12 protein-coding genes and 1 pseudogene are annotated in these 13,468 nt (G+C 38.4%); 3 read left to right on the top strand and 10 right to left on the bottom strand.

Going from position 1 to position 13,468, the window contains the following annotated elements:
- The first annotated feature begins 58 nt into the window (after positions 1 to 58).
- Both fadB and fadA read left to right on the top strand, forming a co-directional pair.
- Positions 59 to 2,232 (top strand): annotated as a pseudogene (fadB, locus tag WH390_RS11135) (fatty acid oxidation complex subunit alpha FadB).
- 19 nt (positions 2,233 to 2,251) lie between these two features.
- Complete coding sequence (gene fadA / locus WH390_RS11140) at positions 2,252 to 3,424, top strand: acetyl-CoA C-acyltransferase FadA (protein WP_032116187.1); 1,173 nt, start codon at positions 2,252 to 2,254, stop codon at positions 3,422 to 3,424.
- A gap of 75 nt (positions 3,425 to 3,499) precedes the next feature.
- On the opposite strand, the gene fre is transcribed toward fadA, so the two are convergent.
- From fre to pepE, 3 genes are all read right to left on the bottom strand, one after another.
- Positions 3,500 to 4,201 carry an NAD(P)H-flavin reductase gene (gene fre / locus WH390_RS11145; RefSeq protein WP_032116186.1) on the bottom strand — a complete coding sequence of 234 codons (702 nt, stop codon included), beginning with the start codon at positions 4,199 to 4,201 and terminating at the stop codon, positions 3,500 to 3,502.
- A 10-nt stretch (positions 4,202 to 4,211) separates the two neighbouring features.
- Positions 4,212 to 5,684: a 4-hydroxy-3-polyprenylbenzoate decarboxylase gene (ubiD, locus tag WH390_RS11150; RefSeq protein ID WP_032116185.1), complete on the bottom strand. Its 1,473-nt coding sequence runs from the start codon at positions 5,682 to 5,684 to the stop codon at positions 4,212 to 4,214.
- A gap of 117 nt (positions 5,685 to 5,801) precedes the next feature.
- Complete coding sequence (gene pepE / locus WH390_RS11155; protein WP_032116184.1) at positions 5,802 to 6,527, bottom strand: dipeptidase PepE; 726 nt, start codon at positions 6,525 to 6,527, stop codon at positions 5,802 to 5,804.
- A gap of 143 nt (positions 6,528 to 6,670) precedes the next feature.
- Here pepE and rfaH point away from each other — a divergent pair, with 143 nt between their 5' ends.
- Positions 6,671 to 7,162: a transcription/translation regulatory transformer protein RfaH gene (gene rfaH, locus WH390_RS11160; protein WP_032116183.1), complete on the top strand. Its 492-nt coding sequence runs from the start codon at positions 6,671 to 6,673 to the stop codon at positions 7,160 to 7,162.
- Positions 7,163 to 7,185: 23 nt separating this feature from the next.
- On the opposite strand, the gene tatC is transcribed toward rfaH, so the two are convergent.
- The 7 genes from tatC to rmuC all read right to left on the bottom strand — a co-directional run bounded on the left by tatC (position 7,186) and on the right by rmuC (position 13,365).
- A complete protein-coding gene (tatC, locus tag WH390_RS11165) occupies positions 7,186 to 7,950 on the bottom strand; it encodes a Sec-independent protein translocase subunit TatC (protein WP_032116182.1) in 765 nt (254 codons plus the stop codon).
- A 3-nt stretch (positions 7,951 to 7,953) separates the two neighbouring features.
- Positions 7,954 to 8,490, bottom strand: a complete 537-nt coding sequence (gene tatB / locus WH390_RS11170) for a Sec-independent protein translocase protein TatB (RefSeq protein WP_032116181.1) — start codon at positions 8,488 to 8,490, stop codon at positions 7,954 to 7,956.
- A 9-nt stretch (positions 8,491 to 8,499) separates the two neighbouring features.
- Positions 8,500 to 8,793, bottom strand: a complete 294-nt coding sequence (tatA, locus tag WH390_RS11175; RefSeq protein WP_052044936.1) for a twin-arginine translocase TatA/TatE family subunit — start codon at positions 8,791 to 8,793, stop codon at positions 8,500 to 8,502.
- Positions 8,794 to 8,904: 111 nt separating this feature from the next.
- Complete coding sequence (gene ubiB / locus WH390_RS11180; protein WP_032116180.1) at positions 8,905 to 10,542, bottom strand: ubiquinone biosynthesis regulatory protein kinase UbiB; 1,638 nt, start codon at positions 10,540 to 10,542, stop codon at positions 8,905 to 8,907.
- Positions 10,523 to 11,182 carry an SCP2 domain-containing protein gene (locus WH390_RS11185; RefSeq protein ID WP_032116179.1) on the bottom strand — a complete coding sequence of 220 codons (660 nt, stop codon included), beginning with the start codon at positions 11,180 to 11,182 and terminating at the stop codon, positions 10,523 to 10,525. The genes ubiB and WH390_RS11185 overlap by 20 nt, the downstream gene beginning before the upstream one ends.
- 1 nt (position 11,183) lies before the next feature.
- Entirely contained in the window at positions 11,184 to 11,939 is a 756-nt protein-coding gene (ubiE, locus tag WH390_RS11190) for a bifunctional demethylmenaquinone methyltransferase/2-methoxy-6-polyprenyl-1,4-benzoquinol methylase UbiE (RefSeq protein WP_032116178.1), read from the bottom strand.
- A gap of 88 nt (positions 11,940 to 12,027) precedes the next feature.
- On the bottom strand, positions 12,028 to 13,365 hold the full coding sequence (gene rmuC / locus WH390_RS11195) for a DNA recombination protein RmuC (RefSeq protein WP_072012873.1): 1,338 nt from the start codon (positions 13,363 to 13,365) through the stop codon (positions 12,028 to 12,030).
- Between the last annotated feature and the right edge of the window lie 103 nt (positions 13,366 to 13,468).

Below are 13,468 nucleotides of genomic sequence, written 5' to 3' on the forward strand. Positions count from 1 at the left end.
CAAAAAAATCACACTGCTAATCCCTGGTCGTACCAGACGGAAATCATAGGAGAACAGTATGCTCTATCAAAGTAATACTATTCAGGTTGATTGGATAAAACCCGGTATCGCAAAATTGGTATTTAATTCGCCAAATACCATTAATAAATTTGATTTAGAAACCGTTGATTCACTAAACAAAGCTATTGATTCACTGGAAAACAAAAAGATCCTAAGTCAATTAAAAGGGCTTATTCTGATTTCACAAAAACCCACTTTTATTGTTGGTGCAGATATTAAACAATTTCTCGCGCTATTTAATGCACCAAAGTCACAACTTCAACAATGGCTTAATTTTACTAACAGCATCTTTAATCGTATCGAAGACTTACCCATTCCAACTGTAACCGCCATTAATGGTTACGCTTTGGGAGGAGGCTGTGAGTGCGCATTAGCAACAGATTACCGTATCGCTACACCCGATCTTAAAATTGGTTTACCAGAAGTTAAACTGGGTATTATGCCTGGGTTTGGTGGTTCAGTGCGGCTACCGCGCTTAATTGGTTTAGATAATGCATTACAGATGATCACCACAGGAAAAGATATCGATGCCGAAACCGCTTTAAAAAATGGCCTGATTGACGCGATTGTGGCCAAAGAACAGTTACTAAATTCAGCCCTGGTACTATTGGAAAATGCGATTGCCAGCAGATTAGATTGGCAGCAAGTACGGCAATCTAAAACCCAACCTTTAAAACTGAATAAAATAGAACAAACGATGAGTTTTAATGTCGCAAAAGGTTTAGTCATGAAAGCGGCAGGCTCACATTACCCAGCACCATCGAAAGCGTTAGAAACTATCGAAAAAGCGGCCAATTGTGGACGTAAAGAAGCGTTATCATTGGAAACCGAAGCTTTCATTCCACTGACTGACAGCCCTGCAGCGCATGCTTTAATTAGAGTTTTTCTCAATGATCAATATGTTAAAAATTTAGCTAAACAGAGAAGCCAATCCATTGAAGCCCCCATAAAAGCTGCCGTTGTTGGCGCTGGTATCATGGGTGGTGGTATTGCTTATCAATCAGCACGTAAGGGTATACCTATCATAATGAAAAATCTCTTCAGTTAGGTATGAATGAAGCCGCTAAATTGCTAAATAATCAATTTGAACGTAAGCAAATTTCAGCGCTGGAGATGGCGAAGATATTATCTTCAATTACTCCAACGCTAAATTACGCTGGAATTGAAAATGCGCAAATTATTGTCGAAGCGGTGGTTGAAGATCCAAAGGTCAAAACGGTCGTTTTAGCCGAAACAGAAAAATTATTAAATCAAAATGCTTTATTAGCCTCCAATACTTCAACTATTCCCATCACAAAATTAGCTAGTGTTTTACAGCGGCCGGAAAATTTCTGTGGTATGCATTTTTTTAATCCTGTTCATCGAATGCCATTAGTGGAAATCATTAAGGGCGAAAAAACTAGCACCAAAACTATCGATATGATAACTGCCTATGCGAATAAAATGGGTAAAACAGCTATCGTCGTCAATGATTGTCCAGGTTTTTTTGTTAACCGTGTACTATTCCCTTATTTGTCTGGCTTTAATTTACTATTACAAGATGGTGCTGATTTTTATCAAATCGATAAGATCATGGAAAAACAATTTGGCTGGCCGATGGGGCCGGCTTATTTGATTGATGTTATTGGTATTGATACCGTGCAACACGCCCAACAAGTTATGGCTGACAGTTTTCCAAAACGTATGGCAAAAATTGCTCAAGATGCTATTACTGTTCTATTTAATCATCAGCGTTTCGGCCAGAAAAATGGCGTTGGTTTTTATCAATACGTTAGCGATAAAAAAGGAAAAATACAGAAACAACGCGATCCTAAAATTAAAGACTTACTAAGCAAAATTGGCGCTACTGGCAAACAATTTACTGAGCAAGATATTATCATGCGCATGATGATACCGATGATTAATGAAGTAGTTCGTTGTTTAGATGAGCACATTATTGCTAGCCCAGCAGAAGCCGATATTGCCCTGGTATACGGCTTAGGTTTTCCGCCATTTCGAGGTGGTGCGGTCTGCTATCTTGATAATTTCGGTATCCAAAATTTTATCAAAATGGCAGAAAAATATGCCTCTTTGGGGCCTTTATATGCCATTCCTGATAGTTTAAAAAACAAAGCAGAAAAACAAGCAAGTTATTATCCAGCGCCAGAAAAAATCACCTTTAACAGCAAATAATAGGCTTAAGGTCGTGATCATGGAAAATGTTGTAATTATTGATAGCATACGCACCCCAATGGGGCGCTCGAAAGGTGGGGCTTTTCGTCAGGTCAGAGCAGAAGAGCTATCCGCCCATTTAATGACGCAATTACTAAGCCGTAATCCTGCCCTCAATAACAATAAAAATGATATTGACGATATTATCTGGGGGTGTGTACAACAAACCTTAGAGCAAGGATTTAATATTGCTCGTAATGCTGCGCTATTAACAGATATTCCCCATACTGTACCCGCCGTAACGGTTAATCGGCTATGCGGTTCTTCTATGCAAGCATTACATGATGCCGCCCGATTTATTATGTCAGGTGATGCCAATGTTGTGTTGGTCGGTGGTGTCGAACATATGGGACATGTTCCTATGACCCACGGCATCGATATCAATCGTAAACTTGCTATTCATATTTCTACCGCTTCAGCTGCAATGGGATTAACTGCCGAGATGCTCGCCAGACAAAATCAAATCAGTCGCACTGAACAAGATGAATTTGCTTTACGTTCTCATCAAAAGGCAGCTGAGGCAACTCATCATGGATGGTTTAATAATGAAATCGTAGCAACTGCCGGCCATGATATTGACGGCAATCTGGTTGCCATCAAGCAAGATGAGGTGATTCGATTTGATGCAAATTTAGCCAGTCTGACGGCTTTACCTCCGGTCTTTGATCCTATTTCTGGCTCAGTTACCGCCGGAAATTCATCGGCGCTATCAGATGGTGCAGCCGCCATACTTGTTACCAGTGAAAAATATGCTAAAACACATGAATTAAGAGCAAGAGCTAAAATTCGATCTATGTCCGTTATTGGTTGCGATCCCGCCATTATGGGATATGGACCTGTTCCTGCAACTAAAATTGCATTACAACGGGCTAATTTAACTCTCCAAGATATAGATGTTTTTGAAATTAACGAAGCTTTTGCTGCACAAGCTCTGGCTTGTTTAAAAGATTTACAGCTTATCAATAAAATGGAAGAAAAAGTTAACCTGCATGGTGGCGCGATTGCCTTAGGTCACCCTTTAGGGTGCTCTGGTGCACGGATCATCACTTCTTTACTAAATATTATGGAACGGAAAGATGCTCAGTTTGGTTTAGCTACTATGTGTATTGGTTTTGGACAAGGCATCGCTACACTTGTTGAGCGGATTAAATAACTAGTCTACGCTTTATGGTATGTTGTTGCTATTTTCCCGCCCAGAAGGGCGGTTTTTTTTGTTTTGTTATTATATTTAGATAAATTCGAATGCATCACCATAAAGATATTCAGGGCTGATCCCTCTTTCACTACAAAAACGTTCCCTCGCGATTTTTGCCATTTCAAAACGCCCGGCAATGTAAATTTCATATTTTGTAAGAGAACCAAAGTCATCCAGTACAGCACTCAAAACCGTACCTGTCCGTCCTCGCCAATCTGATTCAGGTTGTTCAACAACAGGAATAATTTTTATGTTGCGATATTGCTCTGAAAGAGACTGCAATTCACCCAAATCATAAAGGTGCTCTAATCTTCGTCCTCCCCAATAGAAGGTAATATCTCTATCAGGGTTTTCTTCTAATGCAGCATATAAAATAGAGCGGGTATAAGAAAATCCTGTTCCCCCGGCAATAAGAATTATTGGTTTTTTACTTCCCTGGCGAAACCAAGCTTTACCATGAGGAATATCAATATTGATACTATTTTGCGCAAAAATACGCTCCATCACCGCCATGGCATAAAGATTAAACTCTGACGCACCGATATGAAGCTCAATTAGTTTTTTTTCTGAAGGAATTGAAGCCAAGGAAAATGGACGCTTATCACGCTCATCCATAATGACCATTAAATATTGACCGGCACGAAAGGAAAATTGACCATCAGGTAATAAGCGAACGCGATAGACCGTATCAGTGATAGATTCTATAGAAACTACCTTACAACTTAATGTCGACATTCACATCCTCTCATAATTTAAAAATATCCAATTCATGCCAAATGTCATCTATCCGTTTTTTTATTTTTTCTGTCATAACAATTGGACGACCCCACTCTCGTTGTGTTTCACCCGGCCATTTATTGGTTGCATCAAGTCCCATTTTTGAACCTAAACCTGAGATAGGTGACGCAAAATCAAGATAATCGATCGGGGTATTTTCCATCATAACGGTATCTCGTGCTGGATCCATTCTGGTTGTTATTGCCCAGATAACATCATTCCAGTCACGTGCATTAATATCTTCATCACAGACAATGACAAATTTTGTATACATAAATTGCCGTAAATAAAACCAAACCCCCATCATAACGCGCTTAGCATGCCCAGCATATTGTTTCTTTATTGTTACCACGGCAAGCCGATAAGAACAGCCCTCAGGAGGTAAATAAAAATCAACAATTTCTGGAAACTGTTTTTGTAATATAGGGACTAAAACCTCATTTAGTGCAGCACCCAAAACCGCGGGCTCATCAGGGGGCCGGCCGGTGTAAGTCGAATGATAAATAGCATCACTACGTTGAGTAATATGCGTAACGGTAAATACCGGAAATTTATCAACTTCATTATAATAACCAGTGTGATCACCATAAGGGCCTTCCGGTGCAAATTCTTCAGGATCAATATAGCCTTCCAGAATAATTTCTGCACCCGCCGGTACCTCAAGCTCATTAGATATACATTTTACAACCGTTGAACGGTGTCCGCGTAATAATCCCGCAAATGCATATTCGGAAAGCGTATCCGGAATAGGTGTCACCGCGGCTAGAATAGTAGCAGGATCAGCCCCTAAAGCTACTGCGACAGGAAAAGGTTTAGCGGGATATTTATTACACCATTCTTGAAAATCCAATGCCCCACCCCGGTGAGATAACCAACGCATAATCAACTTATTTTTAGTTAATAGTTGTTGCCGATAGATACCTAGATTTTGCCGTGTCTTATGAGGCCCTCGAGTAACCGTCAATCCCCATGTTATAAGTGGTGCGACATCTTCTGGCCAACAATGCATTATGGGAATACGAAATAGATCAACATCGTCACCTTGCCAAATATGTTCTTGACAGGCTGCCGACTTTAACCTTTTGGTTGGCATATTAAGAACTTGCTTAAATTTTGGTAACTTGTCGATTAAATCAGCGAATCCCTTAGGTGGATCCGGTTCTTTAAGAAACGCCAATAATTTGCCAACTTCATGCAATGCTTGGATATTTTCTTGCCCCATCCCCATCGCAACGCGTTCAACGGTCCCAAACAAATTACACAGAACTGGCATGGAAAAACCTTTAGGGTTTTCAAATAACAGTGCAGGCCCACCGGCCCGCAGAGTTCTATCTGCTATTTCTGTCATTTCTAAATAAGGATCGACTTCATAGCTGATACGCTTCAGTTCTTTTTTTTGTTCTAATAATGATATGAAATCTCTCAGATCACGGTATTTCATTATATATTTTCTACTTTTTAATTTGCTGGAGCTTCATTATAAATTGTTCCATGCAGGTTACCAATAAAGGTTCAGTCTGTTCAGATTAGTGAATATTTTGAATTAATTACAATGCAATTAAATACATTGATAAGGAACCCATTTTTTTAATATTTTTGTATCAAATTGCTCTGGAAAATGTTGGTTATACTGAAAAATCTTAAATCCTTCATTTTTGCCACTAAAATAATGTAGTTCATTATCTTTAATCTGTAAGCCACTACCTTCACGTAAGGCAATAACAATTTCATGGGGATTGATCACACAAAACTCAGCAATACGATCATCTCGAGTTTCTCCCATATGCCCACTAATATCACTATCAATATAGTGCGGATTAATTTGTATTGGAAATAGCCCCAAGGAAGGCATTACAACTACATTAGTTACAGGCATATCATTGGTGGTTCTTATACTAGGAGTGGCGACATTACATCCTGCACTCCAGCCAATATAGGGAATATTACGTTCAAAAACAGCACGTTGAATAGCTACGATCAATCCATTTTCATGCAGGCATTTATTTAGCCACCAAGTATTTCCTCCACTAACTAAAATACACTCCGCTGACTCAATCGCCTCTACAGGCGACTCAAAGTGTTCAATCGAAACCACTTCAATACCTAATGATTGACTAAGCTCAGCCGCACGTTGATTATGATCACCGCGTAAGACAGCATAAGGAACTAATACTGCTTTGCGGATCTGACGACGTTGAAACATCTCTTTTAAACGTGATGTTGCATAATTTAGCCATTGAGAATTCGTAGTTAATCGACCATTGCTAAGAAGAAAAATATCCATCTATCCCTACCTTTTATTAGATCATCATATAAAACTATATTAATTGAATCATAAAGAATTAATCATGCTGGTTCTGGCGACATATCTTAATAATTTATAATTTGATATAATGATAAAGTGTAATTTTATTTTTGAGCCATAACATGGAAAATTGGTATCTTCTTTACTGTAAACGTGGGCAAATAGAGCGAGCAATAGAAAATCTAAAAAGACAGCATGTTATCTGCTTAACGCCAGAAGCTCAAATACAAAAAATGGTGCGAGGCAAACGCATCACAATTACTGAAGCATTATTTCCAAACTACCTTTTCGTTAAATTTAATCCTGAAGAAATCCATACCACAACGATACGTTCAACTAGAGGGGTTAGCTATTTTATTCGATTTGGCCTCTATCCTGTGATCGTACCAGATAATATTATTAATGAACTAAAATCCGCATCTAAACAAGAAATCGTGGCACCAAAGACGCCAGTATCAGGTGATACTATCATCATTACTGAAGGTATTTTTGAAGGCCTAAAAGCAATTTATTCAGAACCTGATGGTGAAAATCGTTCAGTTATTCTTCTTAATATCCTTAATCAAAATGTAGCTAAGCTAATAGATAATAAACAATTTAAGAAAAGTGATTGATTGTAATTAAAAAAAATAGCGTTTTATTCTATTATTTCATTCGAATTTTTATCATCTGCTGCTTTTCGGCTTTTACCAACATAAAATCGTGACAACAACAAGCCCAATTCAAATAATAAATACATTGGTACCGCCAATAGGGTCTGAGAAAACACATCTGGTGGTGTCAAAAACATACCTACAATAAAAGCACCCACAATAATATAAGGACGCTTACGTTTTAAAGAATCGGGCGTCGTAACGCCTGTCCAGCAAAGTAGAATAATAGCAACTGGAACTTCAAACGCCGCACCAAAAGCCATAAAAAGTGTCATAACAAAGCTGAGATATTTACTAATGTCAGGAATGAAATTCACACTTTCTGGTGTGGTTTTTACAAAAAAACCAAATGCTAAAGGAAAAACAACAAAATAGGCAAAAAGCATCCCCAGGTAAAAAAGTACACTACTGGAGACCAGTAAAGGAAACATCAAGCGCCGCTCATGCTTATAAAGGGCAGGAGCGATAAAAGCCCATAACTGATATAAGATCACTGGAATAGAAATAAATACCGCCACCATAAACGTCAGTTTAATCGGGGTAAAAAAAGTTGATGCCACATCAGTCGCACTCATGCGAGAACCGACGGGGAGCTGTTCAATCAAGGGTGCAGCAACCAAATGATAGATATCATTGGAAAAATAGACCAGAGCTAGAAAAACCACTGCAACTGTAAATAAGCTATAAAGAATGCGTCTACGTAATTCAATTAAATGGCTAATAAGTGGTTGAGGATCATCGATAGACATAGACTAATTTTCACCGTTAGTTTGATCAGAGCGCTTTTTTACTTTCTCTGGTGGAGATTTGAGCGTATTTTTACTTTTAGTAGGACTATCTGACGCGGTTACCAACTGATCAGTCTGTGCTGGCTGAGATTGTTTATTGGTTGTTATCGGTATTTCTTCATCTATTTTAGTTGTGCTACTTTCATCAAGATCGCTAGTAAATGCTTTTACTTTAGCCAATTCTTCTTCGATACGACTGTTCGATGATTGATAATTTTTCTTTAATAGCTCAGTAGATTCTCTCAATTCTTCCATCGATTGTTTAAGTTCCGGTGAAAGGGTCTGTAATTGTGCTTTTTCTTCTGCCTTCCTCAAGGTTTCCTGCAATTCCTGCAATTTTAACTCTTGTGAGAGTTCATGCTGAACGTTAGCAACCAATGAACGCAACGCACATATCCAACCGGCAACCGTTTTGACGGCTATCGGCAAACGCTCCGGACCAAGAACCACTAGGCCAATAATCATAACCAATAACAGTTCACTAAAACCAATATCAAGCACGGTTTATACCTACTCTTTATTTTTTTTGCTTTCAGCCGTTTCTTTTGTCTGACTCGTTGTTGTTTTCTCAGTAATATTTTTGGGTTCAAAATCAGCATCAGTATGCTGTTTTTCTGCTTTGTTACTATCATCAGTTTTACTGTGATCATCACTCATCGCTTTTTTGAAGTTTTTCAATGACTCCCCCAAATCTGAGCCGAGTGAGCGTAACTTCTTAGTACCAAAAATTAAAACAACCAGTAAAGCAATAATAAGAAGCTGACCGGGACTACCAAATGTAGCCATAGCAATTGTTGTTCCCATTGATATATACCTCTACGAAATTAGGTTCAACTATGTATAACCATATTATATACAACTAACTTTATCTAAGAAACATGCAGAGCCTAAGATAAATGTGTTTAAAGACAAACTTTAGCCAATTTTACCTGTTCGATACCATCCTATAGCCCATGAAATTATACCGAAACATATAAACCCAATAGCAGCAATTTTTGAATCGAAAATCTGCAATAAAGTACCACATAACAAGCAAGTTGCTCCAATTCCTAGTAAATATTGGCCTTGTCTTTGCTTTACTTGTCGCCCTTGTAGCTGGACTGCGAATTTATCGATACTATCTTGTAAATATTTATGCTGCTTAAGCGCTCCGTAAATAAGATCGGGAATTTCTGGCATTTTTTCTGCCCAATAAGGTGCTTTTTCCTTAAACGCACTAATAATCGCGGCTAAACCCATTTGTCGATGTAGCCAATCTTCAAGAAAAGGTTTAGCTGTTTTCCACAAATCTAGTTGAAGATAAAGCTGCCTTCCCAATCCTTCAATATAGAGCAAAGTCTTTTGAAGTAATACTAGCTGAGGCTGAACCTCCATATTAAAACGACGGGCGGTATTGAATAAATTGAATAAAACATTACCAAAAGAAATTTCAGCTAGCGGTTTCTCAAAAATTGGCTCACAAACGGTTCGAATGGCAAATTCAAAATCTTCTACATTAGTATCTGCTGGTACCCATCCCGAATCAACATGTAATTCAGCTACCTTACGGTAATCACGATTAAAAAAGGCGATAAAATTTTCTGCCAAATAACGTTTATCTTCTTTATTCAGCGAACCGACGATACCACAATCAATACCAATATATTGCGGATCTTCAGGATGTTCTCGACTAATAAAAATATTACCAGGATGCATATCAGCATGAAAAAAGCTATCGCGAAAAACTTGGGTAAAAAAGACTTTTACTCCGCGTTCAGCTAATAACTTCATATTAATTCCCTGTTTCTTTAACGCGTTAATATCAGAAACTGGAATACCATAAATACGCTCCATAACCATCACATTTTCCCGACAGTAGTCTGAATAGACTTCAGGAATATAAAGCATGGAGCTATTTTCAAAATTACGCCTTAATTGGAGAGTATTCGCCGCCTCACGCAACAAATTTAATTCATCAATTAATGTTTTTTCATACTCTCGAACAACTTCTCGTGGACGTAAACGTCGTCCATCCGGGAAAAGAGGGAGCCAATTAGCCAGCCGATACATCAAGCCTATATCGGCTTTAATAACCGGCAATATATCTGGGCGAATAACCTTAATTACAATTTGTTTATTATTTTGTTTTAATTTTGCAGTATGTACTTGAGCAATCGATGCCGAGGCTAAGGGCACCTCATCAAAATCATCAAACCAGGTTTCAAGTGAACCACCTAATGACTGTTCTATATGTTGGCGAGCCAATCGGCCATCAAAACTAGCCACTTTATCTTGTAATAATGCTAACTGATCAGAAATTATCGTTGGAAAAAGATCGCGACGAGTAGATAACATCTGACCAAACTTAATCCAAACCGGGCCTAAATCTTGTAGAGCTAAACGTAAACGTTCACCAAGGGGTTTGTCTTTATGCTTATTTGATAACCAAAAAAAACAACGGCGTCCAATCCTTAAGGGTAAAGTAAATTTAATTTTGGGAATGAGTTCATCTAAACCATAATTTAGAAATACTCGAACGATAAAATAGAGACGTTTAATTTCTCCTGGTCTCATATTTTTCCTCCAATTTAGCTAAACGTTGTTCCAGTGCTGAAATATCTGCCACCACCTTCTCAACCTTATCAGCAAAACTTAGCACTTCCAATGTATTAGGAGACATTCGCCATTCTTCCACCAATACATTTTTAAACTGTTTTTTTTGTTGCTTTAGCAACCCATTTATTCCAACTATACCTTTTTTAACCCAACAACTCACCCCTTCGGCAACAACATCACCGACATAAGGAGCAAGATAATGAGCAGGATCCCATTCAGTCGCATCTAGTAATGCAAACCAATGCTGCACAACTTGCATATCACCCTCTATAACAACCCTACCGTCGTTGATCAGAGTCGAAAGTTGCTGTTTATCTTTAAGATGCCTCAAGGTCACTAACGCGGTTTTTATCACGCAATCTGCCGGTGTTGGCCACTGGTTTACTACATCAACTCGTTGCTCAGAGAATATAAATATCAATGGTTGAGATAATTCTTTTAAATCAATCGCCAATACTTTGCCAACCAACCTTACTCTGGCTGATTTCAACGCCACTTCCTGATAAAAAAATCTATTCAACATAAGCTGTAAAAAGGAAGCAATTCCGGCATGTAATAGCGGGATTTTTGAATAGCTTCTGGTTGACGGGGTATCCATCTTAAAATTTGAACCCTCTGTGTAGGGCCACAATTCCACCACTCATATTGGTATAAGAAACTTGTTCAAAACCGACTAACTCCATCATTGCTTTTAAAGTGTCCTGATCCGGATGCATGCGAATAGATTCAGCCAGATAGCGATAGCTATCAGCATCTTTGACTATCATTTGACCAACTCGTGGTAAAATATGAAAAGAGTAGGCATCATAAGCTTTAGTTAATGCTGAAAAAATCGGTTTTGAAAATTCTAATACTAATAAACGACCACCAGGTTTTAACACCCTAAACATTGATTTAAGCGCTTTATCTTTATCAGTAACATTGCGCAGGCCAAAAGAAATACTTATACAATCGAAGTAGTTATCAGGAAAAGGTAGTTCTTCAGCATTAGCCTGAACATAATTAACATTACCAACAATACCGCGATCGCGGAGCTTTTCGCGCCCCATTTTCAGCATAGAATCGTTGATATCAGCCAGAATAACCTCACCTTTTTCGCCAACTATTTTGGCAAATTTAGCGGTCAAGTCTCCAGTGCCACCAGCGAGATCTAAAATATGTTGCCCACGGCGTGCACCACTGGCTTCTATCGTAAAACGTTTCCAGATTCGATGGATCCCTAATGACATCAGATCGTTCATAAGATCATATTTGGCAGCCACCGAATGAAAAACAGCAGCAACCAAATCCGCTTTCTCATCCTTGGCTACTTTGCGAAAGCCAAAATCAGTGCTTTCTTTAATTGGATCTATCATAATTTGCGCTCATTTAATCATTATAATAATCGAAATTGTAATTATGTTTATTGTAAGATCTTATTTACGATCTAACGATTCTTCTTAATTATGATTTAGCAGTCTGTTTGCTAAATTCAATATCAATCGGGCGTTTAACTTCTATTCCTAATTCTTTTAAACTTTCCGCCTGGCTAATCAAATTACCTTTTCCTTCCGCTAATTTTTTGATCGCTGATTGATAATTCACCTGTGCTTTGTTCAAGCTCTGACCTAACACCTGTATATCATCGACAAATAACCGCATTTTGTCATACATTCTAGCAGCACGCTCGGCAATTACTTGTGCATTTTGACTCTGTCGTTCATAACGCCACAAATTATTAATTGTACGAACTGCCACCAATAAAGTTGAAGGACAAACGAGTAAAATATTATTCCTCAAACCTTCGTCAATAAGTTCAGGCGCTTCGCGTAAAGCAATCAAATAAGCCGGTTCGAGTGGAATAAACATTAATACATAATCCAGCGATCTTAACCCATTTAATTGATGATAATCTTTTCGGCCAAGTTCTTTTATATGATTGCGTACTGAATTAACATGCCCTCGTAATGCCGTTGCCCGCTGTTGCTCATCTTCGCTATTAAAATAGTGCTCATAAGCTGTCAATGACATTTTGGCGTCAATAACAACATCTTTACCTTGCGGTAGACGAATAATCACATCAGGTTGATAACGACTATTGGAGGTATTAATACTGACTTGAGTTTCAAATTCATGCCCCTGCCTTAGCCCAGAAGCTTCCAATATGCGAGAGAGAATTGTCTCACCCCAATTTCCCTGAATTTTATTATCCCCTTTTAACGCTTTAGTCAGATTAATCGTTTCTTTTGCCATCTCTGCATTTAATTGCTGAAGCTGACGAATTTCATGAGCTAGAGTATGGCGCTCACGCGCTTCCTGGCTAAAACTGTCATGTACCTGACGGCGAAAACCATCTAGTTGCTCGCGGAAAGGGGTTAACAGTGCAACTAAACTTTGACGGTTCTGCTCAGAAGCTCGACGTTCATTTTGTTCAAAAATACGATTGGCTAAATTCTCAAATTGAACATTTAACCGCTGTTCACTATTGAGTAACAGCCGCTGTTTCTCTTCAAAAGCCAGCCGTGTCTCTTCAAGCCGTGTCATGACTTCACGTAGTTCAACTTCTTGATTACGATTAATTTCCCTTTGTGACCTTAATTCTTGATCACGGTGCTCACACTCAATTTTCCAATATTCAAGATGGGTGATTTTTTCCTCATAGCTAGCTTGGATACTGCAAAAATCTCGCAATTCAGACTCTTTTTTATTCATTTTTTGCGCGATAATTAGCCAAATTAAACTACCACCAAAGAGTGTGCCGGTAAGAAAGCCAATAATTGCATATAATAACTGAATATCCACCTTGGTTTCCTTAAAATAGTCTTTATTTTATAAAGTAACTTAGTGGTATACTGTATAAATGTCCAGAATAAATTTTGCTTATTTTGGCCAACAAATAGCACCA

It is taken from the genome of Candidatus Arsenophonus nilaparvatae, from assembly GCF_045346035.1.
Lineage (GTDB): Bacteria > Pseudomonadota > Gammaproteobacteria > Enterobacterales > Enterobacteriaceae > Arsenophonus > Arsenophonus nilaparvatae.

Bases quoted from the DNA above. Each gene is read 5' to 3' on its own strand.
- ubiE (WP_032116178.1), bottom strand. From the start codon at position 11,939: ATGATAGATCCAATTAAAGAAAGCACTGATTTTGGCTTTCGCAAAGTA.
- tatA (WP_052044936.1), bottom strand. From the start codon at position 8,793: ATGGGAACAACAATTGCTATGGCTACATTTGGTAGTCCCGGTCAGCTT.
- ubiD (WP_032116185.1), bottom strand. From the start codon at position 5,684: ATGAAATACCGTGATCTGAGAGATTTCATATCATTATTAGAACAAAAA.
- ubiB (WP_032116180.1), bottom strand. From the start codon at position 10,542: ATGAGACCAGGAGAAATTAAACGTCTCTATTTTATCGTTCGAGTATTT.
- fadA (WP_032116187.1), top strand. From the start codon at position 2,252: ATGGAAAATGTTGTAATTATTGATAGCATACGCACCCCAATGGGGCGC.
- WH390_RS11185 (WP_032116179.1), bottom strand. From the start codon at position 11,182: ATGGATACCCCGTCAACCAGAAGCTATTCAAAAATCCCGCTATTACAT.
- pepE (WP_032116184.1), bottom strand. From the start codon at position 6,527: ATGGATATTTTTCTTCTTAGCAATGGTCGATTAACTACGAATTCTCAA.
- tatC (WP_032116182.1), bottom strand. From the start codon at position 7,950: ATGTCTATCGATGATCCTCAACCACTTATTAGCCATTTAATTGAATTA.
- fre (WP_032116186.1), bottom strand. From the start codon at position 4,201: ATGTCGACATTAAGTTGTAAGGTAGTTTCTATAGAATCTATCACTGAT.
- rfaH (WP_032116183.1), top strand. From the start codon at position 6,671: ATGGAAAATTGGTATCTTCTTTACTGTAAACGTGGGCAAATAGAGCGA.